This is a genomic window from Pseudomonas sp. RGM 3321, from assembly GCF_022836805.1.
In the GTDB taxonomy this organism is placed as follows: Bacteria; Pseudomonadota; Gammaproteobacteria; order Pseudomonadales; family Pseudomonadaceae; genus Aquipseudomonas.
On sequence record NZ_JALHBH010000119.1, the window covers coordinates 1 to 25496 of the forward strand.

Consider the following 25496-nt stretch of genomic DNA (forward strand, 5'->3'; position numbering starts at 1 on the left):
CAAGACCGGACGCAGAGCGTCCAGAACGGCATGCGACGCGGAGCGCCGCACGATAGTTGAGGTTATCGTTCCGCACGCTCCGCGTGGGAATGCCTGTCGTGACGCTCTGCGTCACAAATCTGCGCCGTGCCGCAGAATCAAGACCGGACGCAGAGCGTCCAGAACGGCATGCGACGCGGAGCGCCGCACGATAGTTGAGGTTATCGTTCCGCACGCTCCGCGTGGGAATGCCTGTCGTGACGCTCTGCGTCACAAATCTGCGCCGTGCCGCAGAATCAAGACCGGACGCAGAGCGTCCAGAACGGCATGCAACGCGCAGCGCCGCACGATAGTTGAGGTTATCGTTCCGAACGCCCCGCGTGGGAATGCCTGTCGTGACGTTCTGCGTCACAAATCTGCGCCGCGCCGCAGACTCAAGACCGGACGCAGAGCGTCCAGAACGGCATGCAACGCGGAGCGCCGCACGATAGTTGAGACGTGCGTGGTCTCACCCCCAACGCTTGAATATCAATGACGTATTCACCCCGCCAAAGGCAAAGTTGTTGTTCATCACGTGTTCATTACTCATCCGCCGGGGTTCGCCGACGATGTAGTCCAGTTCGCCGCACTGTGAGTCGATGTCGACCAGGTTCAGCGTATGGATATAGCGGTCGCTGTTGAGCATTTCGATGCTGAACCATGACTCCAGTGCGCCGCAGGCTCCCAGTGTGTGGCCGAGGAAGCTTTTCTGCGAGCTCAGTGGCATGCGTGAGCCGAACAGGCTGCTGGTGGCCAGGGTTTCGGCGATGTCGCCCTGTTCGGTGGCGGTGCCGTGACCGTTGACGTAACCGATGGCGTCGGGCGACAGGTTGGCATCTTCCAGAGCCAGTTCCATGGCGCGACGCATGGTGGCCTGCTCGGGACGAGTGCTGTGGGCACCGTCGGCATTGCTGCCGAAGCCGACGATTTCGGCATAAATGTGCGCGCCACGTGCCTGAGCGTGCTCAAGTTCTTCGAGCACCAGCATGCCGCCGCCTTCACCGATCACCAGACCGTCGCGCCCGCTGTCGTAGGGGCGTGGCGTGGTGTGTGGCGCGTCATTCTTGAGACTGGTGGCGTACAGTGCGTCGAAGACCATCGCTTCGGTCGGGCACAGCTCTTCGGCCCCTCCCGCCAGCATCAGCGGCAGACGGCCGAACTTGATCGCCTCGTAGGCGTAGCCTATGCCCTGGCTGCCACTGGTACAGGCGCTGGAGGTCGGAATCAGACGTCCGGTCAGGCCGAAGAAAATGCTGATGTTGGCAGCGGTGGTGTGCGGCATCATCCGTACGTAGGAGTTGGCGTTCAGACCCACGGCCACCGAGTTGATCAGCATGTTGCCGAAAGCCTTGATCTCGTCGGTGCTGCCGGTCGACGAGCCGCAGGCCGTGCCCATGCGCCCGTCGCGAATGAGCGGATCATTCAGCAGCCCGGCATCGATCAGCGCCTGCTCCGCAGCAGCCACTGCCAGTCGCGACACGCGGCCCATGCTGCGCAGTTGCTTGCGTGTCCAGTGTGCGGGCACCGCGAAATCGTCGATGGGGCCAGCCAGTCGGGTATTCAGTTCGGCGAAACGGTTCCACTCGTCCATTCGGCGAATGCCGCTGCGATTGGCGGTGAAGCTCGCATCGATTGTCGGCCAGTCGCTGCCCACCGAGGTAATGCCGGACATCCCGGTGACGACCACACGCTTCATCAACACAGACCCCCGTTGACGGCCAGCACCTGACGGGTGATGTAGCTCGCTTCGGCCGACATCAGAAAATTCACGGCACCCGCCACTTCCTCTGGCGTGCCCATGCGTTGCGCCGGGATCATCTTCATCAGTTCGTCGACTGGCACGTTCTCGTCCAGCATTGCGGTGTCGATCAGCCCCGGCGCGACGCAGTTGACGGTGATTTTGCGTTTGCCCAGTTCGATGGCCAGGGCCTTGGCGGCACCGATCAGGCCTGCCTTGGAGGCGCTGTAATTGACCTGGCCACGATTGCCGATAAGGCCGGAAACCGAGGTGATGCAGACAATACGGCCCGCCGCGCGACGGCGAATCATCGGCATGGTCAGCGGGTGCAGCACGTTATAGAAACCGTCCAGGTTGGTACGCAGCACCTGATCCCAGTCATCATCGCTGAGTGCCGGAAACGCGCCGTCGCGGGTCAGCCCGGCGTTGAGTACCACGCCGTAATAGGCGCCGTGCGTCTCCACGTCTTGTTCCAGAATTGCCTTGCAGGCGGCCCGGTCCGAGACATCGAATTGCAGCACGCGTGCCTGACGGCCCTGCGCAACGATTTCAGCCTGTACGGCTTCGGCCTCGCTGCGACCTGTGCGGCAATGCAGGATCAGGTCGTATCCGGCCTGGGCCAGACGCAGAGCGATGGCGCGGCCGATGCCACGGCTGGAGCCGGTGACCAGTATCGATTCAGTCATGCCGGGGCTCCTTCAGCCAGATAGTCAGCAGTGTTGGGCGGGCAATATACATTGAGCCGGGCAAAAGCCTTGATATCCGGTCCGGTCAGGGTGCATTCGAACACGCCTATGCCGCTGTCGTCCTGCAAGGAACGCACGGCATGGATATGCAGCTCGCTGCCCAGCGGGAAGCGCGCTACGTTGCATTCGAACTTGCGGCTGCCGAGCAGAAACCCCAGCTTGACCGCTTCACCCCTGGTGCGCGCCTGGCAACCGGCATAGGCCGCGACACTCTGGGCCATCAGCTCTACGCCAAGCCAGGCGGGCAGGCTGCCGTCCGGCTGATTGAACAGACCATCGGCGCGCACGGTGAGGCGGGTTTGAATCTGCTCTTCGTCAAAACTCAGCACCTGATCGATGAGAATCATGTCGCCAGCATGGGGGATGAGTTCGGCGAGCGGCCACTCGGTCATGGGGCATCTCCGATAATCAGGCTGATGTTGTTGCCACCGAAGGCAAACGAATTGCTCATCGCGTAACGAGCATTTGTAGGTGCCAGGCGCGAACCTGGCAGCGTCCATTGCAGTGCAGGCAATAGCGGGTCAGCTTCGCCATCCCACAAGTGCGGGGGCAGGTCCTGTTCGGTGTTGTCCGGTGCCAGGCTCAACCAGCAAAACGCGACTTCCAGCGCACCCGCCGCGCCCAGCGTGTGGCCGCTGAGCGGCTTTGTCGACGAGCAGGGCACACCGTTCGGGAATACCGTCTGCACGGCCAGGCTTTCCATCGCATCGTTATGCGGCGTAGCGGTGCCATGCAGGTTCAGATAGCCGATCTGTGCGGCATCGAGCCGGGCATTGCCCAACGCTAGCAGCATGGCATCACGCGCACCCCGTCCGGTAGGTTCGGGGGCCGAGATGTGGTGGGCGTCGCAACTGGCACCCGCGCCCAGCAGGGCAATCGAGTGGCTGTTGGCAGCTTCGCGGGTCATCAGAAACAGCGCTGCCGCCTCGCCGATGTTTATCCCGTTGCGGTGCGTGGAAAACGGATTGCACAGTTGTGGCGACATGGCTTCAAGCGCCGAGAACCCATTGAGGGTCAACCTGCACAGGCTGTCGACGCCGCCGCACAGCACCGCATCGCACAGGCCCATGTCCAGCGCCCGTCGTGCGCTGAGCAGCGCCCGCGCGCTGGACGTGCAGGCCGTGGAAATCACGTAGGCCGGGCCGCTCAATCGCAGCCAGCTGGCCAGGAAGTTCGCCGGTGCGCCCAGTTCCTGTTGGCGATAATCGTAATCTTCGGGGAAGGTCTGATCACGCAGCCAGCTTGCCATGCTCTCGCTTGCTTCATCGATACCCGAGGTGCTGGTGCCGATGATCACGCCGATCCGCCCGGCTCCGTAGCGCGCGATGGCCTGACGAATGTCATCTTCAATCTGCAAGGCCGCGGCCAGCAGCAACTGGTTGTTGCGGCTGCGCTGCGATTGCATGGCGGGAGGAATGGGCGGCAATGCGGATTTGACCGCACCGACCGGCAACGCGCGTTCCGGCACCCAGCCGCTTTCGAACACCATGCCCGAGCTGTCGCCTGCGAACAGTCTGCGCGACACCTCTTCACGGCTGTCGCCCAGCGAGCAGATCAGGCCCAGCGCATTGAGATAGGCAGTCATGGCATGCTCTCGTCGTTCAGCGGTGTAACCCTGTAGCTCAACCCGTCCTTGAGACGGATGGTGAAGGCGTTGGCCGATTGATATTCGACCAGCCAGCGATCATCCAGACGCCGCTGCATGCCCTGGCGGTACGCCGTGGGGTAGCGACCATGCATTTCCAGATCCGAGGTCATGGCGAACATTATTGCAGCAAACAGCTCGCGTGCTTCTGGGTTGGGGGGGAGCAGACCGTCGGCTTGCCATTGTCCGTTGATCAGCAACTGGCGAGCCTGGGGGATACCCAGCGGGTCCATCATCGACCAGCGTAGCCCGGCGTTTTCGCGCTGGATGACCAGCATCCAGTCCTGCCGCTGATCAGCCTGTCGACGTTCGATGTGCAGTTGCATCGGCAACTGCATCGTCGGTGCGGTGGTCGGCAGTGGGGCCTGTGCAGCGCAGCCGCCCAGCAGCAGAAAGGCCAGCAATAATACCCGGATCATGATGCGCCACCTTGCAGCGGTTTGCGGGCCACGACATTGACCAGCGTTTCTTCCCGTTGCCCGAACGGTCTGGGTTTTTGCAGCCTCAAGGCTTCGAGCAAACCGAAATCCCTGGCGCGGCTCCACCACAGGTAAGGGTACGAAACATGCTGTGCGCCGAACTCGAAACCCTGGTCGCGGATCATCTGCAGATACTGAGCCGCGCTTTTCTGAACGTGCATGGGGTGACGGAACAACCAGCGAATCACCCAGGTGTCGATGTACGCCTCGGTGGACTCGGCGAACAGCAGGTAACCACCTGGCTTGAGTACACGATAAAACTCGGCCAGCGCCTGCTCCTGCTCGACCAAATGATGAAAGGTCTGGTGACAGAACAGCAGATCGACGCTGGCGTCCGGCACTTGCAGCGCCGCGCAATCACTGCCGAGCAGCTCGACCTCTATGCCTCTGGCGCGCGCCTCCTGACGGCTCATCTCCAGGCTGTGCAGGTCGGCATCGACACCAATCAGCCTTGAAGGCTGAAAAACCCTGCTCAGGTGCTGAAACGACTTGCCCTGCCCGCAACCGGCGTCGAGCAAAACCGGTGCGGCCGGAAGTGCGCTATCGAACAGGCTGCGCAAATCGTCTATCGCCACACGCAATACGCGGTACTGCCAGGTGTGGCTGCGCAGAAACCACAGGCCGAAGCGGGTTTCCTCGACATAGCTGTCACTCAGGAACGGTCGATTCATGAGTCACCGTCCGCGCAGATTTCCGAGAGCGTGCGCAAGCGGCGTTTCGGCTCGCTGACAAACGGGTTGCGCTCATCCCAGGCATAACCGGCCAGAATGGCGCTGATCATGCGGCGGATGTCCGGCGCGCTTCCAGGGTAGAAAATGACGCTCTGGAACGAGCCGTCGTACCAGCCTTCGACATAGGCCCGGAAGGTATCGACGCCACGCTTCAGCGGAACGGCGAACTCGGTTTCCCAGTCCACGCTCTCACCCTGCAATTGTCGATTCAGCACGCCAGCGGCCATGCTCGCCGAACGCATGGCGATGGTCACGCCAGATGAAAACACCGGGTCGAGAAATTCCGCTGCATTGCCCAGCAGCGCAAAGCCCTTTCCATGCAGGGTTGTGACGTTCGCCGAGTAGCCGCCGATGGTCCTTGCCGGTGTATCCCAGACCGCATTTCTCAGCACGCTGGCCAGTTGCGGTGTTTCATCGATAAAGGCGCGCAGGCAGGCGTCCAGGTCATCGGGCTTGTCTTTGAAGCGCTCGGCCGAGGCCACGACGCCTATCGAACAGCGGCCTTCGCTGAACGGGATCGACCAGAACCACACATCGCTGTGCTGCGGATGGATGCTGACCAGGATCTTCTGACGGTCGAAGGGCGGGCTTTCGATATGGTCTTCAATATGGGTAAACACCGCCTGGCGCACCGGAAAGCCCGACGGCGCTTCCAGATCCAGCAGGCGCGGCAACACGCGGCCATAGCCGCTTGCGTCGAGTACGAAGGTTGCCTGTACGCTGTATTCGCTGCCGTCCTCGCGTTTTACCCGCAATACCGGCTGCGTGCTGTCGAAGTCGGCGCTGATGATTTCCTGCTGATAGCGAATTTCCACCCCCTGCAGCTCGGCCTGATCAGCGAGCAGCTTATCGAACTCGCTGCGTTGCACCTGAAAGGTGGTCGGCTTGCCGTTGCTGAAGGTATCGCCGAAATCGAAATCGCTGTACTGCTCGCCGCGCGCAAAGGCAGCACCGTTCTTGAGTTGGAAACCGGCGGCCTGCACGGCGTCGAGCATCCCGGCTTCTTCGACGAAGTCCAGGCAATGGCACAGCAGGCTTTCGCCGATGGAGAAGCGCGGGAACAGCTGACGCTCGATAATCAGCACGTCGTGGCCCTGGCGTTTGAGCAGGGCTGCCGCTATGGAACCGGCCGGGCCGGCACCGATGACGACGACCTGACGAATTTCCCTATCAGTAATGGGCACAGGTATTCCTTTCCGATTGGGCGGTGGCAGGGAGTGACGACAACGCTGCAAGACTCATGCGTGTGGCCCTTTAGCATCGGCTGGCGAATGAAGCGCTTTACGCGGGCTGGCCCACGGTGCCAAAAGAAAGCTGAAGGCCAGCCCCAGGCTGACCGACAGGCCGAAATTGCTGATCGCCGGGGTGCCGGAAACAGCCAGCAGCCCGAACGACAGCCAGGTGGTCACCGCTGCCAGCAGCGTGCCCAGCAGGCTGACCGCCGCGCCGCCTATCTGCTCGCGCATCAGAATGGCGTAATCGACGCTGATCGCCGTGACCAGCAGCAGGCCGAACAGGCTGAACAGGGTCAGCGGCTGACCGAGCCAGCCCAGGCTGGCGAGGCTGCACAAGGCTGCCAGCAGGGGCAGGGCGACGATACGCAGCGCGCCGTTGAAACCAAACGGGACAATCAGCAGCAGGACGATCAGCACACATGAAGCCAGCTTCAATTCTGCCGCGCTGATCTGCGTGTGGGCGAACACCTCGTTTAGCTCACCCAGGCGGTCGACCAGTTGCACGCCCTCCAGGCCGATGGCCTGCACGCGCAGCAACGCCATACTGTTCATGCCGCGCAGGCTGACAATGCTGGCTACCTGAGCGTCGCCTTCGGCATCTTCGCTGGCTCCCAGCCAGAGCGTGCGCCACGGTTCGCTGAGCGGGCCTTGAAGCGCCTGATCAATGTCTTGCGTCGGCAGTGCCTGCAATTGCGCGAGTTCGGTTTTCAGTGCATTGGCCGGAACGCCAAGCTGTACCAGTGGCTCCCAGTGTTGCGGCAATTTGCCCAGTGCATCACGGGTCAGTTGCTGCTCGGCAGGCGAATCCAGCAACTGGTTGAGCGCCATGTAACCCTGCAGCTTGTCCATGCTGACCAGTTGATCGAGCCGCTGAGTCAGCGCCGACTGCCGATCCAGCAACTGCTGTTGATCCTTGCCACGCACCAGAAAGAACTGGCTGGTGGGCTGATAACCGGTAATCCGCGCGATAGCCTGGGCTTCGTCGGTCAATACCTGAGGTGCCGAGACCCATTGGCGAATATCGTTCTTGGTGGTCAGGTGCCAGAGCCCGCCACCGCAGAAGGCCAACAGCAGCGCCAGCAGAATCGGCGTGCTGATGCGCTGCAACAGCGCAGCGCGGCAATCAAGCATCAGTTGCGCCAGTTTCAGCGGCCATTGCGCGGGGCTGATTTCGACTTTTGCAAGCAGTGCAGGCAGCAAACACACCGCGGTCAGGTAAGCGCCGATCAGGCCAGCGGCGGAGAACACGGCAATTTGTGTCAGTGCCGGGAACGGCGTCCAGGCCAGGGCGAGATAGCCGATACAACTGGTGATCAGGCTCAGCGTCAGGCCCGGCAGGGTCAGGCGCAAGGCGGGCCAACTGCGCCAGGGTTTCAGGCTCCAGCTCTTGGACAGGTAATGCAGCGGGTAATCCACCGCCACACCAATCAGGCTGGAGCCCAGCACCAGCGTCATGACGTGCATGCTGCCAAACAGCGCCACGCAAGCCACCGCGCCGAAGAGCATGCCGACCACCACCGGTACGAACGCCAGCAACACGCTCCAGCGTCGGAATGCGAGCAACAGCAGCAACAGAATGCCGAGCGTTGCGCCGCCGCCCACCCAGGTGATTTCCCGGCTGGCCTGCTTCTGCCCGTCGGCGGCGTACAACAGGCCGCTGGCGGCGAGCAATTGCCCACCGGCCTGCTGCGCCTGCACCCGCGCTTTCGCCAGCAGGTCGGCGACCTGACCGGGCAGGCGCAGGTCGAAGGCATCGGTTCGGGTTCGCGAACGCAGCAGTACCCAGCTTTTGCCCTCGGCGCTGGCAATCAGCGCGCCGCTGGCCAGATCCGCCTCGACCGAGCCCTGTTTCGGCAAGCCGTTCTGGATACGTCCGGTCAGCCCCAGCCAGTCATCCTGACCCGGCACCAGGCTGAACCCGGCAAACGGGTCGAAGAGTGTTTGTACGCGCTGCTCGATGAAAGTCTTCGGCTCATCGATCAACAGAGCGCGATCCGCTGCCGGCAACATGGCGATTCGCCCTTGTAGCAACTGGGTGCGCAACGCGGGCAGATCGGCTTGCAGCGACCACTGAACCTTCTCGAACAGGCCACTCGCTTGCCATTGCTCCGCCAGCGTGCGAGCCAGTTCCACAGCCTGCTGGCGGTCGGTGTGACCCACCAGCACCAGCATTTCGCGATTGAGCGGCTCCTGCATGCGCTTTTCGGCGCTCACCACCAGTTCGTCGTTGTCAGTGCCCGGCACCAGTTCCATGAGGTAGGCCGACAGCGGTGAGCGGTCGTGCCACTGCCAGCCGGCCAGCGCCAGCACACTTGCCAGAATCAGCAGGAACAGTCGCGGCAATAGCCGCTCAGTCGTTGAAGTCATTACGCTGCGCATCGGTCAGGGTTGGGGCACTGCTGCTGTCGATCATTTTCAGGACGGTACTGTCGCCCTGGGTTTCCAGCAACTCGATACGCTGGACCAGTTCGCCGCCATCGATGTTGATCTGTTTGAACACTTGTTGCAGCAGCATCGAGCGCGGCGTGAGCGTGAGTTGCCAGGCGTTTGCGTCGCCCTTGAGCTGCAAGTCGAAATCCCGTTGCAGGCCGCTGCTGTCACCCTGCAATACAGCAAGGAACAAGCGGTTCTGCTCGGCCCCGGCATTCTTGTTCGGTACGGGCTTCCAGGTGCTGACGTCGCCCACGCTTTCGCGGCGGGAAATGCCGCTGGCATCGATGCGGTAATCCTGTTTCAGCGGTGTTTCCAGCAGCCAGAGCAGCCCGAAATCCCTGGCGAGCACCAAGCGGCCCTTACTGAGCAGCGGTTGCGGCAGGGCGCGCAGGTGTTTTTCCTGAATGAAGCGCCCTTGCACCACCGCAGGTTTAGCCAACTGGTCACTCAGTTGTTGCAGATCGAAAGCCTGCGCCAATGATGACAGGCACAGTAACCCCAGTAGCAGCAAGGCGCGAAACGGACGGTTCATGGCAAAGCTCTCTTCACGGCATCGATAAAGACCTGGGGCGAAGCCAGTTGCATTTCCCGGCTCTGGCTGTCGATCGCGACCTGCACGGTGCTGGCGCGGGTCAGGCGTTCGCCGGTGTGTGCGTCGGTGATCAGGTAGTTGATCTTCAGACGGTTCTCCCACTCCACCAGACTGGCGCGTACGTTCAGTGTCTGGCCGAACACCGCGCTGCGCACGTAGCGCAATTGCAGGTCGATCACCGGCCAACCATAACCGGATTCGAGCATCTGCATGTAGTTATGACCGATGTGGTCGAGCAATGCGCAGCGGGCGACTTCCAGGTATTTGACGTAATGCCCGTGCCAGACGATGTTCATCATGTCGACGTCGAAAAACGGCACCACGATTTCGGTGTCGACGTGCAGAAAACCCTTACTGCGCATGCAACCTCCAGCGGCGGTTGGCAATATGTTTCAGGCACAGGCGCAGTTCCTTCTCCAGCGCCCGGTCTTCGATGACGGGGGCAAAGTCCTCGCCCAGTTGTTGGTGCATGGCCGCCAGTGCCGGTGGCAGCGAGCGAGCATCGGCGGCCTTGCTGCGCAGCCAGATGCCCTGATTAGCGGCGATCAGCGTGGCGGCGGCAACCTGCTCGGTCAGCTCCAGCACCCGAATGGCGTCACGCGCAGCGATGGTGCCCATGCTCACCTTGTCCTGATTGTGGCATTCGGTGGAGCGCGAGAACACGCTGGCCGGCATGGTGTTTTTCAGTGCTTCGGCGGTCCATGCGCTGGTGGCTATCTGCACCGCCTTGAAACCGTGATTGAGCATGGCCCGCTCGGCGCTGGCCCCCGACAGATTGCTCGGCAAGCCGTGGTTGTAACGTTCGTCGACCAGCAGCGCCAGTTGCCGGTCGAGCAGGTCTGCGACATTGGCCACCAGCGTTTTCAGGCTGTCCATGGCAAAAGCAATGTGCCCGCCGTAGAAATGCCCGCCGTGCAACACGCGCTCTGCTTCTGCATCGATGATCGGGTTGTCGTTGGCGCTATTCAGCTCGATCTCGATGAACGAGCGCAGCCAGTTCAGGCTGTCGGCCAGCACGCCCAGCACATGGGGTGCGCAGCGCAGCGAATAGCGGTCCTGCAAACGATGCAGCGGTGCGGTTGGCGCGTCGATGGCCAGGTCCTGACGCAACCACGCTGCTACCTGTATCTGGCCCGGATGCGGCTTGGCGGCGAACAGGCGCTCGTCGAAGTGCTCCGGGTTGCCTTGCAGCGCCACCACGTTCATGGCGGTGATACGGGTCGCCAGTTGCAGCAGGTAATCGGCGCGGGCGAACGCCAGGCACGCGATGCCGGTCATGACCGCGGTGCCGTTCATCAGCGCCAGCGCTTCCTTGGGGCGCAGCACCAGCGGCGTCCAGCCCAGTTCGCGGTGCACATCGCTGGCCGGAAGGCGCTCGCCACGGAACATCACGTCACGCTCGCCGGACAGGGTTGCGGCCACGTAAGACAGCGGGGTCAGATCACCGCTGGCACCCACCGAGCCCTCTTCCGGGATCAGCGGCAGCACGTCCTGATCGATAAACGCTTGCAAACGCTCAAGCAGTTCGACACGCACCCCGGAAACGCCTTGGCACAGTGACTGCAAACGCGCCGCCAGCACTGCGCGGGTGGCCTGGGCGTCCAGCAGCTTGCCCAGCCCGCAGCCGTGAAACGTGTACAAGTGCTGCGGCAGCGCCTCGACATGCTCCAGCGGCACGGCCACCACGCAGGAGTCGCCGTAGCCGGTGGTGACGCCGTAAATCACGCCTTCCTTGTTCAGTAACGAATCGAGAAACTGCGCGCCCCTGGCGATGCGTGCGCGAAATTCAGCGTCGCCTTGCAACGCACTCGGCGCCTGACGATTGGCCAGGGCCAGCACGTCTTCGATACACAGGGCGCGCTCGCCGAAAATGATCGGGTCAGGAGCTTGAATCATTATCGGACTTCCAGAATGGGTAGAAATTGAACCACTGCTGCGGGGCTTCCAGGCAGTAGTGCCCAAGACGCTCGGCATAACGCGTCGCCCAGTGGGCGATGACCTGGGCGCGGTCGCTGCGTCGCCATTCGATGGCGTCGGCGAACGGTTCGAGAATCACCCGATAGCCTTTCGGGCCTTTAAGGCAGAAAAACAGATTGACCTGGCATTTGAGCAGACCGGCGAGCAGCCACGGGCCTTGCGGGAACGTTGCGGGCTGGCCCAGAAAGTCGACCCGAACATTGCGCCCGCCGTGCAGGGCAACGCGGTCACCGGCGATGGCCAGCCACTCGCCTTCGTCCAGACGCTGGCTCAGTTGCAGCATGATCGCCGGGTCCAGCTCGCTGACCTGAATCAGCCGCAGGTTGGTCGCCCCGGCTTCACCGAGCAGGCGATTGAAGCGTTCGGCGTGCTTGGTGTGTACCAGCACGTTCATGGTGACTTTTTCGCCGAGTTCGGCCAGTGCGCGGCACACCTCAAGGTTGCCCAGATGCGCCCCGACCAGCATCTGTCCGCGCTCGCCGCGCAGGTTCTGACGCAGCAGGGCAGAGTCGATGATCTCGATCTGCTCGATGCCCAGCTTGCCGTTCCACACGTCAAGCTTGTCGAGCAGTGCCTCGGCGAAGGCCATGAACTGGCCAAACACGCGCCGCTGGCTGGGGCGCAGTTCGGGTCTGGCGCTCCAGTCCGCCAGGCGCTGCTGGTATTCCCAGATGCTGCGTCGGGCACGGCGACCGAAGGCGAAGAAATACAGGACGATGCCATACAGCACCGGGCTGAGCAGGCGACGACCGAGCACGCGCATGCCCCAGGCGGTAAGTTTCATGAGCAGGAAACTGCCACGCTCTTCGTGACTGGCCCAATGTTCCTTGGGCGATTTTTCAATGGTCATGGGCGCCACCGTCGCCAGAGGATCACCGGCAGGCGCATCAGCATGCCGAAGAACAGCTTGGCGTGCATTTTCGAGATCAGGGCGTTGTCGTGAAACAGGCGGAAATGCGACAGGCCGTCCTGCGGATAGTGAACGCGGGTCGGCAGCCAGCGCATCGCCTGGCCGCGCCACGACAGGCGCACGAGAATTTCCGAGTCGAAGTCCATGCGCCTGCCGATCTGCACGCTGTCGATCAGCGCCAGAACCGGGGCCAGCGGGTAGAGCCGAAAGCCGCACATCGAATCGCGAATGTGCAGCGACAGGGTGTTGATCCATACCCAGACGTGGGTGAGATAACGGGCGTACAGGCGGCCTTTGGGCACGCTTTCGTCATACTGCGGATAGCCACAGATCAACGCTTGCGGGTACTGGCGTGACTGCTCCAGAAACACCGGAATATCGCTCAGGTCATGCTGGCCGTCGGCGTCGACCTGCAGCGCATGGCTGAAACCCAGGCGTGCCGCCTCGCGAAACCCGGCCATGACCGCGCCGCCCTTGCCTTGATTGACCGGCAGGCGCAGCAGGTAAATATCTTCACCCTGCGCCAGTTGTTGTAACACTGCGGCGCAGGTCGGGCTGCTGGCATCGTCCACCAGTATGCAGGGCAAGCCTGCATTGCGGACGGCCTTGACCACGTTGGGCACGGCCAGCTCGTGGTCGAACACCGGAATGATCACACAAGGCTTATGCATGGCCGCCCTCCAGCACAACGCGGCCACTGGAGCAGGGTGCGTTTTCGCTGTTGTGAAAGGCGAAATGCAGCTTTGAGCGAGCGGCATCGAAGCGCAGGGTCAGTTTCAGGCGGTCGCCGGGGCGCACCAGTTGCTGAAACTTGAGCACTTCCATGCCGGCAAAGTCGGGTGGCAGATTCAACAGGCGCTGCCCCAGACTGATCGCCCATTCGACCTGAACCACGCCGGGCAATACCGGTGCCTTGGGAAAGTGGCCGCTGAAAAATGCCAGATCTGGCGGGACCATCAGTTGCAGGTGTAATTCGCCGTCGACAGCCTGTTGGTCAAGCACTTCCGGTTGCCCGGGGCGTGACGCCATGAGCAGGTTCTGCACGTCCATCTGTGCCAGTTTGCTCTGGGCGTTTAGGGGCATTTGCCGCAGCAGACGCCAGCGCCGCGGCAGAGCGATGGTTTCGCAGTGCGGTTGCAGATACTGGCGCAAGGCTTCGGTAAGCGCTCGACGGCCCTGATTGCGCAGGGCCAGCAAGCCCTCATCGCTCAGCACCAGCAGCGCGCCAAGTGACGCCCGGTTTTCCTGAACCACGCCAAGACGCGCTTCGTTCACCCATTTGTGAGTCGTAAGGGCCTGCTCGATCAGCGGCAACGACACGCGCTTTTCTTCAAGTTTGACGATGCGGTCCAGCCTGCCCAGCAGTTCGAATCGCCCGTCATCGCCAATCAGCACGGCATCGGCGGTCTGCTCGACATGACCGGGCGGCAGATAGGGCGAGCTGATGCGTAGCGCACCCTCGTTGTCCTGACTCAGCTCTACGCCGTCGAAGGCTTGCCAGTGCTGTTCGCCCTGCCGCCAGGCGATGCCACCGGTTTCCGAACTGCCGAGAATTTCCGTCGGCCATTGAGCAAGACGTTGTTGCAGGCTTTGCGCCGCTTCGGCTGGCAATGCGCCGCCGGATGAAAACACCCGGCGCACGGCACTGAGGCTGCTCCAGTCGAGGTTGTCGCCCATGCGCTTGAGCAGTGCCGGGCTGGCGACCCAGGCAAAGGACGGGTATTCGCGGCTGGCGCGTTGCAGGTCTTCGGCAAACGGCAACTGGCGGCGCACGAACGGGCGTGCGGCGCACAGCGGCCATAGCAAACGGAACAGCAGCCCATAAATATGTTGCGTCGCAACGCTGCCGATCATGCATGCAGAACCAAGCTGCGCGCCCCACAACTGTTCCAGCCCGCAGACTTCGTTGGCCAGCTGGCGCAGGCGTTTTTCAATCAGTTTGGGCTCGCCGCTGGAACCCGAGGTGCACAGGCTCAACCGGCACTGGTCTAGGTCGAGCGCTGCCGGAGCCAGCTGCGCGGCGTGCAGATCGCTTAAATGCGTGTCGTGCGCCAGGTCGGTCAGCCACAGGTCGACCTGATTGGCCCAGCGCTCGCGGGTCTGGCCTTGCAAGTCAGCGGGCAGCAACACATGCACACCGGCGCGCCAGGCGCCGAACAAGGCGACGGCCAGGTCAGCGGCATCTTCAAGGTGTACCGCGAGGTTTTTGATACCGCGGGCTTGCAGCCCTGCGGCCACGCTCAGTGCCTGATCACGAAATTGCGTGTGGTCCAGGGTCGGAGCCAGCGTCAGCAGTCGGTCGGGCAGGGCGTCGAGCAGCAGGTGTTCAAGGTTCAACCAGTTCATGCGATCCATTTCATTTGCCGCCCGCAGCGGGTGGGCGGACTATCCATTCAACAGCGAACAACAGGCCCATCAATCCGTAGGAAACCAGGCCGGTGTACAGCGTCCACCAGGACAACGGTGCCCAGAGCGTCAGTATGGCTGCCGTGAGGCCATTGACCAGGAAGAACAGGCACCAGATCTGCGTGACTTTACGGGTGTAACGGATGCCGGACTCGGGCAGTTCGGGGCGGTTTATGCGCGCCATTCTTTCCACGATCGGCGGGCCGTAGACCAGGCTGGAACCGAACAGGCCGAGCATGAACGCGCTGACCAGTACCGGATACCAGCGCAGCATCAGATGGCTGTCGAGTACGCCCAGCGCCACGCAAAAAACCAGGGCGACAATCGCCATTGCCAGGCTGCCTGGCTTGCGCTCGCCGGTCAGTGCACGCGCCAGCCACAGGCTGCCCAGCAGCAGCGCGAACTGCCACGGGGCGAAGTGTTCGGTTCCCCAGTAGACGGCAAACGGATACAGCACACCGGCCAGTACCAGAATCAGGCCAATCAGCCGCTTCATTCGGCCGTTTTGACCAGTTTGTAGACGGCCTCTACCACGTCGTTCACGGTTCTGACTGATTTGAACTCTTCAGCGGCAATCTTCTTGCCGGTCTTGCGTTTGATGTGGTCGATCAGGTCCACGGCATCGATGCTGTCGATTTCCAGGTCCTGATACAGGTTGGCTTCAAGTGTGACCCTCTCAGGCTCCAGTTCGAACAGTTCCACCATCGCGGCGCGCAGGATTTCGAAGATGTCTTCACGGGTTTGCATGTTCAATTCTCAGGCCGGTTGTCTGGCGCTGACGAAGGCCGCAAGGCTGTCGACGCTGGCGAAATGGTTACGGGTGTCCTTTGCATCGGCATCGATCTTGATGCCATAGCGCTTCTGGATGGCCAGGCCCAGTTCGAGCGCATCCACCGAGTCCAGTCCCAGTCCTTCGCCGAACAGCGTCATATCGTTGCCGATATCCTCCGGGGTGATGTCTTCGAGGCCCAGGGCATCGATGATCAACAATTTAATGTCCTGGTGCAGATCGCTCATCTGAGGCGAGCTCCTTGGTGAAATAGTCATGCAGGTAATCGTTGAGCTTGCGGGACGCCACGGGCGGCGGGCCCAGCGAACTGAAGACGGTGGGGGCTATATCGGCACCGACGCGCAAACTGAAGTGCACGCGGCGTTGTGCAATGCGATACCAGGGCTCGGCCTTGGTCAGAGTGGTCGGCTGGACCTTGATGGTCACCGGAGTGATCATGCTCGCGCCACGCAGTGCAATGGCGGCCGCGCCCCGGTGAAAGACCGGCGGCTGACCCGGCTGGGTGCGGGTGCCTTCGGGGAAAATAATCAGTGTCTGGCCGCTTTGCAGGCGCTCCACGGCGGCGTCGAGCATGTCCATGCTGCCGTCGTTGCTGATGTAACCGGTGGAGCGCACCGGGCCGCGGGTGAACGGGTTTTCCCACAGGCTGCGCTTGACCACGCAATTGGCGTCACGCACCAGCCCGATCAGGAACACTACGTCGATCAGTGACGGGTGGTTGGCAATGATCATCTGCCCGGGGCGGCCGAGCTTTTCGGCTCCCTGCACCTCGTAGGTCAACACGCCCATGCGCGCCATGATGCGGATGAACAGCCAGAACAGGCGGCTGATGGTCCGCCTGGCGCGGCGCTGATGGCTGGCTACACTGCCGGGCAGGCAACTGAGTACCGGAAAAACGAACAAGCGCAGGCACAGGCCGCTGAACCCGAACAGGGCAAAGCTGAAGGCGGTTGCCAGCAAACGCCAGTAATAAGCATCCTGACGTTTTTTCAGTTCTTGCGTTGCCAGTTCCATAACCGGTTATTCCAGGGGTGCAGGCAGACGGATTGATCAGTGTGCAAGGCTTGCAGCAGATTCAATGCGTGGGGCCATCGAGTCTGCGGGTTCCCTTGTGTGTCGCTGTGCAAAGACAATTCCCACTCGTTGCCGGGCGTCAGCAGCAAGCCGACCGCGTAGGGAAAGGGCACGTCATCAATCCATTGGGCATAAGCGTGTGGTGGCTGTTCTTCAGTCACCACAAGCAATACTGCTTCTGCACCCTCGGCCAGCAACGCTGCGGCCTCGAACGCTCCATACTCCAGCCCGTCGCCTGCGGCTGCCAGGGCTGTCATCTCACTTGTTTCACCGCGCATGATCGACCACAGACCAATCACTGCGTTATGCACTGAAAGGCTGAACTGGGTCGGTGAAACCGGCTCGTTCGCGGCCAGATCACGCAGAATTTCAAACGTTCTCGGGGTTTCTCCGTGGCGCGAGACAAACACCAGCGGTACGCGTCCCAAGCCTTCAGTCAATGGCCAGCCGACGGCAAATGCCATTCTGGCCATGCGGCCCAGGCGGCGGCGTTGCATGGCAGGCAGAAAAGACACGTCTGGCGCGGCGTCACTGGTTTCCAGCAACGTCGGATTGCGGCTCCATTGCAACCAGTCGTCAGCGCTCGCCAGGCCCGGAGCCCAGGCATGCCATCGTGCAATGTTGAAGGTGATCAAGACTTCTCTTCCCGCCCCTGCGGGCTTGTTTCTCGCTACATCGATATCAGGTAGATATCAGCCTGGGTGCGGTAATTTGACCGAGTGCGCGCATTATCCCGATGGGGGTCATTACTAGCAAATTTGTTACATAAAAACCGTTTACAGGCGTGTATTTTAAAGATCAAGTCTGCTTTTCGGATGACAGACAGGTACCTGCCCTTTTGCGATAAGCTCGCTGTTGTCATATGTACTGCCTAGACTCGACCCTCTTAAGGTCGTTATCGGCCACTCCTGCTGTTTCTTCATCTTTCAAGGAATCCAAAGCATGCGTCGCGTGGTATTCAATCAGAAGGGCGGTGTCGGCAAATCGAGCATCGCTTGCAATCTGGCTGCAGTCAGCGCTCACGAAGGCTATCGGACGTTGTTGATCGATCTCGATGCCCAGGCCAACTCGACTCAGTACCTCACCGGGCTTACCGGTCAGGATATTCCGATGGGTATTGCCGAGTTCTTCAAGAACACGCTGTCAGCAGCACCGTTCGCCAAGAAAAACCACGTTGATATCTATGAAACACCGTTCGATAACCTGCATGTGGTCACGGCCACTGCCGAGCTTGCCGACTTGCAGCCCAAACTTGAGGCGAAACACAAGATCAACAAGCTGCGCAAACTGCTCGACGAACTGAGTGAGGATTACGAGCGGATTTACCTGGATACGCCGCCAGCACTGAACTTTTATGCGGTTTCGGCGCTTATTGCGTCTGATCGTGTATTGATTCCGTTCGACTGCGATAGCTTCTCCCGGCAGGCGCTGTACGGACTGATGCGCGAGATCGAGGAGCTGAAAGAGGATCACAACGAAGATCTTCAGGTTGAAGGCATCATCGTCAACCAGTTCCAGCCCCGAGCCAGCCTGCCGCAGCAGATGCTCGACGAGCTGATCGCCGAGGGTCTGCCGGTGTTGCCGGTCTACCTGGGCGCATCGGTGAAAATGCGCGAGTCTCATCAGGCCAGCCTGCCGCTGATCCACCTGGACCCCCGCCACAAGCTGACCCAGCAGTTCGTGGACCTGCATCATTTGCTGGAGACCAATGCCCATCCGTGATGGGTATGCACCGCGCCTAGCACTCAGCGTTATACACAAGTCTGCTTATGATTCTGGCCGAAGGCCGTGGGAGTGAACTTGTTCACGAAAGGGCCGGTATAGTCACAGAAAATGTATCGTCTGAACTACCGTATTCGCGAACAAGTTCGCTCCCACGCCCTGCGGGCAGAAGCCAATCTGTGAGCATATCAGGACTTATGCATAACGCTCAGACACAGAAATCATCGCGGCCGGAGCACCTCGGGCGTATAGCTGCCGTCTCTCAGTGAGCGCGCCAGCTGTTCGGCATTCAGCCTCGCTGTCGAAGCCAGTTCTGTGGAGATGGTGACAGCTGCGTCCATATCAGCCTGGACATGCTCCTGTGAGGCAGTCAGGCGGTTGCTGCCGAGTGGGCAGCCGCACTCTACTTCGTGACCCCGCGTGGCGACCGCCACCAGATCGTCGACATACGTCGGGTTGCCTTGGGCGATGAAACCAATCTCCCCGCATGCCGGGCACCACACCGGATCGCCCATGCGTGCCACACGGCGCCGCTCGATGACTTCGCTGGCCGATGCACTCAGTACAAAACCGCCGGTGGTGGTGAGATCGCCTTCCCTGACTATGAACGACATGGCAGTGCTTCCTTTGAGGTCTGGAAGCCTGAAGGCTAGGCGTAAAACCGCTACCCAGGTGCGCAGAAGCCCTGTTAAAGACCGGTCCTACACAAAGATCAGCAGGGCGTTTCGCGGATGTTACCGGCACCAATAAAGGTGATCAGAAAATGATCACTCCTACTATCGTTACTCCAGCCGTAACGATTCGCCTCGCTGCTTGATTGATGCTTGCCCCTATCGCTCCTAAGGTGGCCCACGACAGCAAAATCGTGGAGCGATCATGACAACAACAACTTCCCCCGACGCACGCTGGACACGTCGTCGCACCGAGAAGCAGCGGCGTCTGGAGCAGGTGCGGGCGCTGGCCGATGGCGTAGTGCTGCCGACCGACAAAATTGTCTCGGCGCTGGAGGCCCTGCTGGTTTCCGGTGATCGGGTGGTACTTGAGGGCAATAACCAGAAGCAGGCGGACTTCCTGTCCCGCGCACTGGCCAAAGTCGATCCGGGCAAGGTGCATGACCTGCACATGATCATGCCAAGCGTTGGCCGCGCCGAGCATCTGGACCTTTTCGAGCAAGGCATCGCACGCAAACTGGACTTCTCGTTTGCCGGCACACAAAGCCTGCGCATCAGCCAACTGCTGGAAGACGGCCTGCTGGAAATCGGTGCGATCCACACCTACATCGAACTGTATTCGCGGCTGGTGGTGGACCTGATCCCCAACGTGGTGCTGGCCGCAGGCTTCATGGCCGACCGGGCAGGCAACATCTACACCGGCCCGAGTACTGAGGACACCCCGGCGCTGATCGAGCCTGCCGCATTCAGCGATGGCATCGTCATCGTTCAGGTCAATCAATTGGTGGATGACGTCAGCGAACTGCCTCGCGTGGACATTCCGGCCTCGTGGGTCGATTTTGTGGTGGTGGCCGACAAGCCGTTCTACATCGAGCCGCTGTTCACCCGCGACCCGCGGCACATCAAGCCAGTGCATGTACTGATGGCGATGATGGCGATTCGCGGCATCTACGAAAAACACAACGTTCAGTCGCTGAACCACGGCATTGGTTTCAATACCGCAGCCATTGAACTGATTCTGCCGACTTACGGCGAGTCGCTGGGCCTCAAGGGCAAGATCTGCCGTAACTGGACGCTTAACCCACATCCGACGCTGATCCCGGCTATCGAAAGCGGTTGGGTCGAGAGCGTGCATTGCTTCGGCACCGAACTGGGCATGGAAAACTACATTGCTGCGCGCCCGGATGTGTTCTTCACCGGACGCGACGGCTCGCTGCGTTCCAATCGCCAACTCTGTCAGCTGGCTGGCCAATATGCCGTTGACCTGTTCATCGGCGCGACCCTGCAGGTTGATGGCGACGGGCATTCCTCGACCGTCACCCGTGGCAGGCTGGCAGGTTTTGGCGGCGCGCCGAACATGGGCCATGATCCGCGCGGCCGACGTCATGCCACCCCTGCCTGGCTGGACATGCGCCAACAGAACGAGAGCGGCCCGGATGCCTATCTGGAACGCGGCAAAAAGCTCGTGGTGCAGATGGTCGAGACGTTTCAGGAAGGCGGTAAACCCACCTTCGTTGAAACCCTTGATGCGGTCGAGGTGGCAAAGAAAAGCGGCATGCCGCTGGCACCGATCATGATTTACGGCGACGACGTCACTCATTTGTTGACCGAAGAAGGCATAGCCTATCTCTACAAGGCACGCAGCCTGGAAGAGCGTCAGGCGATGATCGCCGCCGTGGCGGGCGTGACCGTGATCGGCTTGCGCCATAACCCGAAAGACACTGCACGTATGCGTCGTGAAGGGCTGATCGCGCTGCCGGAAGACCTGGGTATCCGGCGTACCGATGCCAGCCGTGAACTGCTTGCGGCCAAGAGCATTGCCGATCTGGTTCAGTGGTCCGGTGGCCTGTACAGCCCGCCTGCCAAATTCAGGAGTTGGTGATGAGCGCACTTCAATTGACACCGCAAGCTGCTTCGCTTGCGGAACGGCTGGCCGATCTGGCCGTCGATGCCCTGATCGCCGAAGCCGACCTGTCGCCCAAGCCTGCACTGGTGGACCGGCGTGGCAGCGGCGCACACACCGACCTGCATCTGGGCCTGATGCATTCCTCGGCGCTGTCACTGCGGCCGACCTTCAAGTTGATGGCTGACGCCGCCGGACAATTCAACTCGGTGGGCCAGCCATTACGTGAGGCGCTCGGTCGTCTCGGTCGCGAAGGTGAAGCCACAATGCTGCGCACCACCCAGGGTGTGAATACTCATCGAGGTGCGATCTGGGCGCTGGGCCTGCTGGTGACGGCTGCCGCGCTGGACGCCCGCAACTGCGCTCCCGAAGCCGTGCTCGCGCGGGCTGCCAGCCTGGCGCAGATCAAGGACCGCCAGGTGCTCGTGCAAGGCAGTCACGGTAATGAAGTGGTTCGCCGTTACGGTGTAATGGGTGCCCGAGAACAGGCGCAGCAAGGTTTCCCGGCAGTCAGGGATTTCGCCTTGCCGCAACTGCAACGCAGTCGTGCGGCGGGCAGTGGCGAGCAGAACGCCCGGCTGGATGCATTGCTGGCGATCATGACCACCCTGTCCGACACCTGCGTGCTGCATCGTGCCGGTATCGAAGGCTTGCACACCATGCAGCGAGGAGCTCAGCACGTGCTGGACGCTGGTGGCAGTGCCAGCCTTGCCGGGCGCCGCGCACTGAGCCAGCTGGATCAGCAACTGCTGGCGCTTAATGCTTCGCCTGGCGGCGCGGCTGATTTGCTGGCTGCCTGCCTGTTCATCGACGGCCTGGAGCCTGTGCTCGGCCGTGTTTCGAGGAGTGCCTGAAATGGAAACCCTGTCTTTTGAATTTCCTGCCGGACAGCCGCCCAAAGGCCGCGCGCTGGTGGGCGTGGTGGGCTCGGGTGATCTGGAAGTACTGCTGGAGCCCGGTTCGCCCGGCAAGTTGTCGATTCAGGTGGTGACCTCGGTCAACGGTGCCTCGCTGCGCTGGAAGCATCTTTTCGAGCGCATGTTCGACGGCCAGACCCCGCCTGCGCTGAGCATCGACATACATGACTTCGGGGCCACGCCCGGCGTGGTGCGCTTGCGCCTGGAGCAGGGCTTCGAGGAGATCGGTCATGACTGATAATGCACGTTTGCTGAGCCAGCACAGTTTCATTGAACTCGGTGCCCGGCAGCGCGCCCGCGCTCTGCTGGATGCCGACAGCTTCCGCGAATTGCTTGGCCCGTTTGATCGCGTCATGTCGCCCTGGCTCGCCAGGCAAGGCGTTGTGCCTCAAGCCGACGATGGCGTGGTGGTCGCCAAAGGCACTGTTGACGGGTGGCCGGTAGTCATTGCGGCCATCGAAGGCTCGTTTCAGGGCGGCAGCATGGGCGAAGTCGGCGGCGCGAAAATGGCCGGTGCGCTTGAGCTGGCCGCCGAAGACAACCGCAACGGTATTCCCACCGCTGCCATCGTGCTGTTGGAAACCGGTGGCGTGCGTTTGCAGGAAGCCAATCTGGGTCTGGCGGCGATTGCCGAGATTCATGCCGCGATGGTCGACTTGCGCCAGTACCAGCCGGTAATCGGCGTAGTGGCGGGCAGCGTCGGCTGTTTTGGCGGGATGTCCATTGCTGCGGGCTTGTGCAGCTATTTGCTGGTGACCCAGGAAGCCCGCTTGGGCCTGAACGGCCCGCAGGTGATCGAGCAGGAAGCCGGCATCGAAGAATACGATTCCCGTGACCGCCCGTTTATCTGGAGCCTGACCGGAGGCGAGCAGCGGTTTGCCAGTGATCTGGTGGACGGTTTTGCCGCAGACGATGTGTCCGATATCCGGCAGCAGGTCAGCGGCTGGCTCAAGCAGGGCGTACCGGCAGCGCATCGCAGCAGCCAGTACGAACTGTTTTTGCAGCGCCTCACCAGCCTCGACACCGAAGCGCAAATCGATCCGCAGAGTGTACGTACCCTTTATCAAGGAGCCCGGTCATGAGCTATTCACAACGGGGTTTGCACTGGTTCAAAGCGTTGAGCGCAGGTGCTACGCAAGTTGACGGTCTGCCTGCCTCGCTCAAGGTCGCCGATGGCTTGTTGGGCGAGCAGCCGGTGCGCTTTGTGGCGGTGGTTGCCGATACTGGCAATCGTTTCCCTCGGGCGCGTCAGGGAGAGGTCGGTCTGCTGGAAGGCTGGGGCCTGGCTAAAGCTGTGGATGACGCCATCGAGCAGGATCGCGACCGCGCCGAAAAGCGTGCATTGATTGCGATTGTCGATGTGCCGAGCCAGGCCTATGGCCGCCGCGAAGAAGCGCTGGGCATTCATCAGGCGCTGGCCGGTGCGGTGGACAGCTATGCGCGAGCGCGTATTGCCGGGCATGCGGTCATTGGTCTGCTGGTCGGCAAGGCTATGTCCGGCGCATTTCTGGCCCACGGGTATCAGGCCAATCGGCTGATTGCACTGCGTGATCCCGGTGTGATGGTGCATGCGATGGGCAAGGCTTCCGCCGCTCGGGTAACGCTGCGCAGTGTCGAAGACCTGGAAAAACTTGCCACCAGCATCCCGCCAATGGCCTACGACATCGACAGCTACGCAAGCCTCGGTCTGCTGTGGGAAACCCTCTCGGTCAGCCAGATCGAGCAGCCCACTGCTGATGACCTGACTCAGATTCGCAATGTCCTCAGCAGTGCGATCAGAGACGTGCGGGCCAGCGGGGTCGACCTGAGCAGCCGCCTGGGCGCGAGCAATCGTGCGGCATCGGCCACCGTGCGCCAGTTGTTGCGGGCGCAATGGTGATCGACAGCGCTTGCGCAGTACTGCCCCATGATTTGCTGTGGGGCATGCCACTGTCTGCCTTGCCGGACGATGCGCCCAAATGGGCGGTCGAAACGGTGCTGGCCGGGCAGCCGGTCGTGGTGCGTCGGCAGGCCATGCCAGCCGGTCAGGTGGCCGTAGGGTTGCGCGGCTACGGTCGTGAGCAGCGCTATGCCGCGAGCATGTTGCTGACGGATGTCTATCGGCGGGTAGCCCCCGAGCAACTGGTCTTGTGCCCGACCGAAAATACTCAGGACTGGCCCGCATTGCGTGCCTTGCGCCAGGTCCGCCCGGTGATGGATGCGTTGGAACTGGTCTGGGGTGTCGGCGGCAGCGCCGGGTTCGAATTGGCCAGTGGTATTGCGGCGTTGAATCAGGACAGCGATCTGGACCTGATTTTGCGTACGCCTGAGCCGTTAAGTCGCAGTTGCGCAGCCGAACTGGTCGAAGCGCTGGAAACATCGGTCTGCCGGGTCGATGTCCAGCTGCAACTCGATCATGGCGCTGTGGCGCTGCGTGAATGGGCGCGCCCAGCGGGGCGGGTGTTGCTCAAGACCGCAGCAGGGGCGCGGCTGGTTGCAGATCCGTGGCATCTGATCGGGGCGTGCGCATGAGTAGCCTGTGGGTGTTTCCCGGTCAGGGCGCTCAGCAGGCCGGCATGCTGCATCAGTTACCCGACGACCCTGTCGTCCACGATTGCCTGCAGGAAGCTGCCGATGCTCTGGGCGAAGACGTACTGGCGCTGGACAGCACTCAGGCGCTGCAAGCGACCCGCGCCGTCCAGCTTTGCCTGTTGATCGCCGGTGTCGCCTGCGCCCGTCTGTTGCAGGCGCGTGACTGTGTGCCGGACTACGTTGCAGGGTTGTCCATCGGCGCTTATCCGGCAGCGGTGATCTCCGGGGTGCTGGCCTTTGACGATGCCGTGCGCCTGGTGGCGTTGCGCGGCGAGTTGATGCAGAACGCCTGGCCCGAAGGTTATGGCATGACTGCGGTGATCGGTCTGGACCAGACACAGGTCGAGGCGCTGATCACGCAAGTACACAGCCCGGAAATGCCGGTGTTTCTCGCCAATATCAACGCCGACAACCAGATGGTGATCTCGGGCAGCGCCGTGGCGATGCAGCAGGTCGGTCATTTGGCCAAGGCGTCGGGGGCCGCGGCGGTCAAGCGTCTTGCGGTCAGCGTACCGTCGCATTGCGCCTTGCTGGAAGCTCCCGCACAGCAACTGGCAGAAGCCTTTTCAAGGGTTGCGTTGCAGGCACCGAAGATACGTTACCTCAGCGGCAGCACGGCGCGTCCGCTGCTGAATGCCGAAAAACTGCGTGACGACCTGGCCTTCAACATGTGCCGGGTCATCGACTGGCGAAGCACTGTGGAGACCGCCTGGGAGCGAGGCGTGCGCCTGCACATCGAATTGCCGCCCGGTGCCGTGTTGACCGGGCTGGCGCGCAAAGTCTTCCAGCAAGGAACAGCGCTGGCCTTTCAGGCTGCGCGTCTGGACAGCCTGATCGCGCTGTCGCACGAGGAGGGTCGCCGCACTCCATAGAGCCGCCGTGCAGCTGCTACGAAGGACAAAAACAACAACTTCAGCAATGCAAACAGAGGAATAACA

The 25496-nt window shown here is 61.7% G+C and carries 28 protein-coding genes; 8 read left to right on the forward strand and 20 right to left on the reverse strand.

Annotated features, from left to right (window positions below):
- Window positions 1-487 precede the first annotated feature (487 nt).
- Genes RGM3321_RS22755 through RGM3321_RS22845 form a run of 19 tightly spaced genes read right to left on the reverse strand, consistent with a single transcriptional unit; the run spans window position 488 to window position 17409 of the window.
- Window positions 488-1714, reverse strand: a complete 1227-nt coding sequence (locus tag RGM3321_RS22755; protein WP_244394928.1) for a beta-ketoacyl-ACP synthase — start codon at window positions 1712-1714, stop codon at window positions 488-490.
- On the reverse strand, window positions 1714-2442 hold the full coding sequence (fabG, locus tag RGM3321_RS22760) for a 3-oxoacyl-ACP reductase FabG (RefSeq protein WP_244394929.1): 729 nt from the start codon (window positions 2440-2442) through the stop codon (window positions 1714-1716). The genes RGM3321_RS22755 and fabG overlap by 1 nt, the downstream gene beginning before the upstream one ends.
- Complete coding sequence (locus RGM3321_RS22765) at window positions 2439-2894, reverse strand: hotdog family protein (RefSeq protein WP_244394930.1); 456 nt, start codon at window positions 2892-2894, stop codon at window positions 2439-2441. Before RGM3321_RS22765 ends, fabG begins: the two co-directional genes overlap by 4 nt.
- Complete coding sequence (locus RGM3321_RS22770) at window positions 2891-4087, reverse strand: beta-ketoacyl-[acyl-carrier-protein] synthase family protein (RefSeq protein ID WP_244394931.1); 1197 nt, start codon at window positions 4085-4087, stop codon at window positions 2891-2893. The genes RGM3321_RS22765 and RGM3321_RS22770 overlap by 4 nt, the downstream gene beginning before the upstream one ends.
- On the reverse strand, window positions 4084-4566 hold the full coding sequence (locus RGM3321_RS22775) for a hypothetical protein (RefSeq protein WP_244394932.1): 483 nt from the start codon (window positions 4564-4566) through the stop codon (window positions 4084-4086). The genes RGM3321_RS22770 and RGM3321_RS22775 overlap by 4 nt, the downstream gene beginning before the upstream one ends.
- The gene (locus tag RGM3321_RS22780; RefSeq protein ID WP_244394933.1) at window positions 4563-5297 is read right to left on the reverse strand and encodes a class I SAM-dependent methyltransferase; all 735 of its coding nucleotides are present in this window, start codon (window positions 5295-5297) and stop codon (window positions 4563-4565) included. The genes RGM3321_RS22775 and RGM3321_RS22780 overlap by 4 nt, the downstream gene beginning before the upstream one ends.
- Window positions 5294-6541 (reverse strand): NAD(P)/FAD-dependent oxidoreductase, encoded by a 1248-nt coding sequence (locus RGM3321_RS22785; RefSeq protein WP_244394934.1) that lies wholly within the window; start codon window positions 6539-6541, stop codon window positions 5294-5296. Before RGM3321_RS22785 ends, RGM3321_RS22780 begins: the two co-directional genes overlap by 4 nt.
- 54 nt (window positions 6542-6595) lie before the next feature.
- On the reverse strand, window positions 6596-8959 hold the full coding sequence (locus RGM3321_RS22790) for a hypothetical protein (RefSeq protein ID WP_244394935.1): 2364 nt from the start codon (window positions 8957-8959) through the stop codon (window positions 6596-6598).
- A complete protein-coding gene (locus RGM3321_RS22795) occupies window positions 8943-9557 on the reverse strand; it encodes an outer membrane lipoprotein carrier protein LolA (protein ID WP_244394936.1) in 615 nt (204 codons plus the stop codon). Before RGM3321_RS22795 ends, RGM3321_RS22790 begins: the two co-directional genes overlap by 17 nt.
- Window positions 9554-9979: an acyl-CoA thioesterase gene (locus RGM3321_RS22800; RefSeq protein ID WP_244394937.1), complete on the reverse strand. Its 426-nt coding sequence runs from the start codon at window positions 9977-9979 to the stop codon at window positions 9554-9556. Before RGM3321_RS22800 ends, RGM3321_RS22795 begins: the two co-directional genes overlap by 4 nt.
- Window positions 9969-11513, reverse strand: coding sequence for an aromatic amino acid ammonia-lyase (locus RGM3321_RS22805; protein WP_244394938.1), 1545 nt, complete (start codon window positions 11511-11513; stop codon window positions 9969-9971). The genes RGM3321_RS22800 and RGM3321_RS22805 overlap by 11 nt, the downstream gene beginning before the upstream one ends.
- Complete coding sequence (locus tag RGM3321_RS22810; protein WP_244394939.1) at window positions 11497-12444, reverse strand: glycosyl transferase; 948 nt, start codon at window positions 12442-12444, stop codon at window positions 11497-11499. The genes RGM3321_RS22805 and RGM3321_RS22810 overlap by 17 nt, the downstream gene beginning before the upstream one ends.
- Window positions 12441-13175 carry a glycosyltransferase family 2 protein gene (locus RGM3321_RS22815; protein ID WP_244394940.1) on the reverse strand — a complete coding sequence of 245 codons (735 nt, stop codon included), beginning with the start codon at window positions 13173-13175 and terminating at the stop codon, window positions 12441-12443. The genes RGM3321_RS22810 and RGM3321_RS22815 overlap by 4 nt, the downstream gene beginning before the upstream one ends.
- Window positions 13168-14850, reverse strand: coding sequence for an acyl-CoA synthetase family protein (locus RGM3321_RS22820; RefSeq protein WP_244394941.1), 1683 nt, complete (start codon window positions 14848-14850; stop codon window positions 13168-13170). The genes RGM3321_RS22815 and RGM3321_RS22820 overlap by 8 nt, the downstream gene beginning before the upstream one ends.
- Before the next feature lie 10 nt (window positions 14851-14860).
- Window positions 14861-15406 carry a hypothetical protein gene (locus RGM3321_RS22825; RefSeq protein WP_244394942.1) on the reverse strand — a complete coding sequence of 182 codons (546 nt, stop codon included), beginning with the start codon at window positions 15404-15406 and terminating at the stop codon, window positions 14861-14863.
- A complete protein-coding gene (locus tag RGM3321_RS22830) occupies window positions 15403-15657 on the reverse strand; it encodes an acyl carrier protein (RefSeq protein ID WP_244394943.1) in 255 nt (84 codons plus the stop codon). Before RGM3321_RS22830 ends, RGM3321_RS22825 begins: the two co-directional genes overlap by 4 nt.
- Window positions 15658-15666: 9 nt before the next feature.
- On the reverse strand, window positions 15667-15927 hold the full coding sequence (locus RGM3321_RS22835) for a phosphopantetheine-binding protein (protein ID WP_002551687.1): 261 nt from the start codon (window positions 15925-15927) through the stop codon (window positions 15667-15669).
- The gene (locus RGM3321_RS22840) at window positions 15902-16714 is read right to left on the reverse strand and encodes a lysophospholipid acyltransferase family protein (protein ID WP_244394944.1); all 813 of its coding nucleotides are present in this window, start codon (window positions 16712-16714) and stop codon (window positions 15902-15904) included. Before RGM3321_RS22840 ends, RGM3321_RS22835 begins: the two co-directional genes overlap by 26 nt.
- Window positions 16690-17409, reverse strand: a complete 720-nt coding sequence (locus tag RGM3321_RS22845) for a beta-ketoacyl synthase chain length factor (protein WP_002551689.1) — start codon at window positions 17407-17409, stop codon at window positions 16690-16692. The genes RGM3321_RS22840 and RGM3321_RS22845 overlap by 25 nt, the downstream gene beginning before the upstream one ends.
- Before the next feature lie 307 nt (window positions 17410-17716).
- On the opposite strand from RGM3321_RS22845, the gene RGM3321_RS22850 reads away from it, so the two are divergent.
- Window positions 17717-18496, forward strand: coding sequence for a ParA family protein (locus RGM3321_RS22850; RefSeq protein WP_004654324.1), 780 nt, complete (start codon window positions 17717-17719; stop codon window positions 18494-18496).
- A gap of 221 nt (window positions 18497-18717) precedes the next feature.
- Here the strand turns inward: RGM3321_RS22850 and RGM3321_RS22855 are convergent, their stop codons facing one another.
- On the reverse strand, window positions 18718-19110 hold the full coding sequence (locus RGM3321_RS22855) for a PAAR domain-containing protein (protein WP_244394945.1): 393 nt from the start codon (window positions 19108-19110) through the stop codon (window positions 18718-18720).
- A gap of 262 nt (window positions 19111-19372) precedes the next feature.
- Between RGM3321_RS22855 and mdcA the strand changes: the two genes are divergently transcribed.
- Genes mdcA through mdcH form a run of 7 tightly spaced genes read left to right on the forward strand, consistent with a single transcriptional unit; the run spans window position 19373 to window position 25430 of the window.
- Entirely contained in the window at window positions 19373-21049 is a 1677-nt protein-coding gene (gene mdcA / locus RGM3321_RS22860) for a malonate decarboxylase subunit alpha (RefSeq protein ID WP_122259103.1), read from the forward strand.
- On the forward strand, window positions 21049-21924 hold the full coding sequence (locus RGM3321_RS22865; RefSeq protein ID WP_244394946.1) for a triphosphoribosyl-dephospho-CoA synthase: 876 nt from the start codon (window positions 21049-21051) through the stop codon (window positions 21922-21924). The genes mdcA and RGM3321_RS22865 overlap by 1 nt, the downstream gene beginning before the upstream one ends.
- A gap of 1 nt (window position 21925) precedes the next feature.
- Window positions 21926-22225: a malonate decarboxylase subunit delta gene (locus RGM3321_RS22870; RefSeq protein WP_004654333.1), complete on the forward strand. Its 300-nt coding sequence runs from the start codon at window positions 21926-21928 to the stop codon at window positions 22223-22225.
- Window positions 22218-23069: a biotin-independent malonate decarboxylase subunit beta gene (locus RGM3321_RS22875; protein WP_244394947.1), complete on the forward strand. Its 852-nt coding sequence runs from the start codon at window positions 22218-22220 to the stop codon at window positions 23067-23069. The genes RGM3321_RS22870 and RGM3321_RS22875 overlap by 8 nt, the downstream gene beginning before the upstream one ends.
- Window positions 23066-23866, forward strand: coding sequence for a biotin-independent malonate decarboxylase subunit gamma (mdcE, locus tag RGM3321_RS22880; RefSeq protein ID WP_244394948.1), 801 nt, complete (start codon window positions 23066-23068; stop codon window positions 23864-23866). Before RGM3321_RS22875 ends, mdcE begins: the two co-directional genes overlap by 4 nt.
- A complete protein-coding gene (locus RGM3321_RS22885) occupies window positions 23860-24498 on the forward strand; it encodes a malonate decarboxylase holo-ACP synthase (protein ID WP_244394949.1) in 639 nt (212 codons plus the stop codon). Before mdcE ends, RGM3321_RS22885 begins: the two co-directional genes overlap by 7 nt.
- On the forward strand, window positions 24495-25430 hold the full coding sequence (gene mdcH / locus RGM3321_RS22890; RefSeq protein ID WP_244394950.1) for a malonate decarboxylase subunit epsilon: 936 nt from the start codon (window positions 24495-24497) through the stop codon (window positions 25428-25430). Before RGM3321_RS22885 ends, mdcH begins: the two co-directional genes overlap by 4 nt.
- Window positions 25431-25496 lie beyond the last annotated feature (66 nt).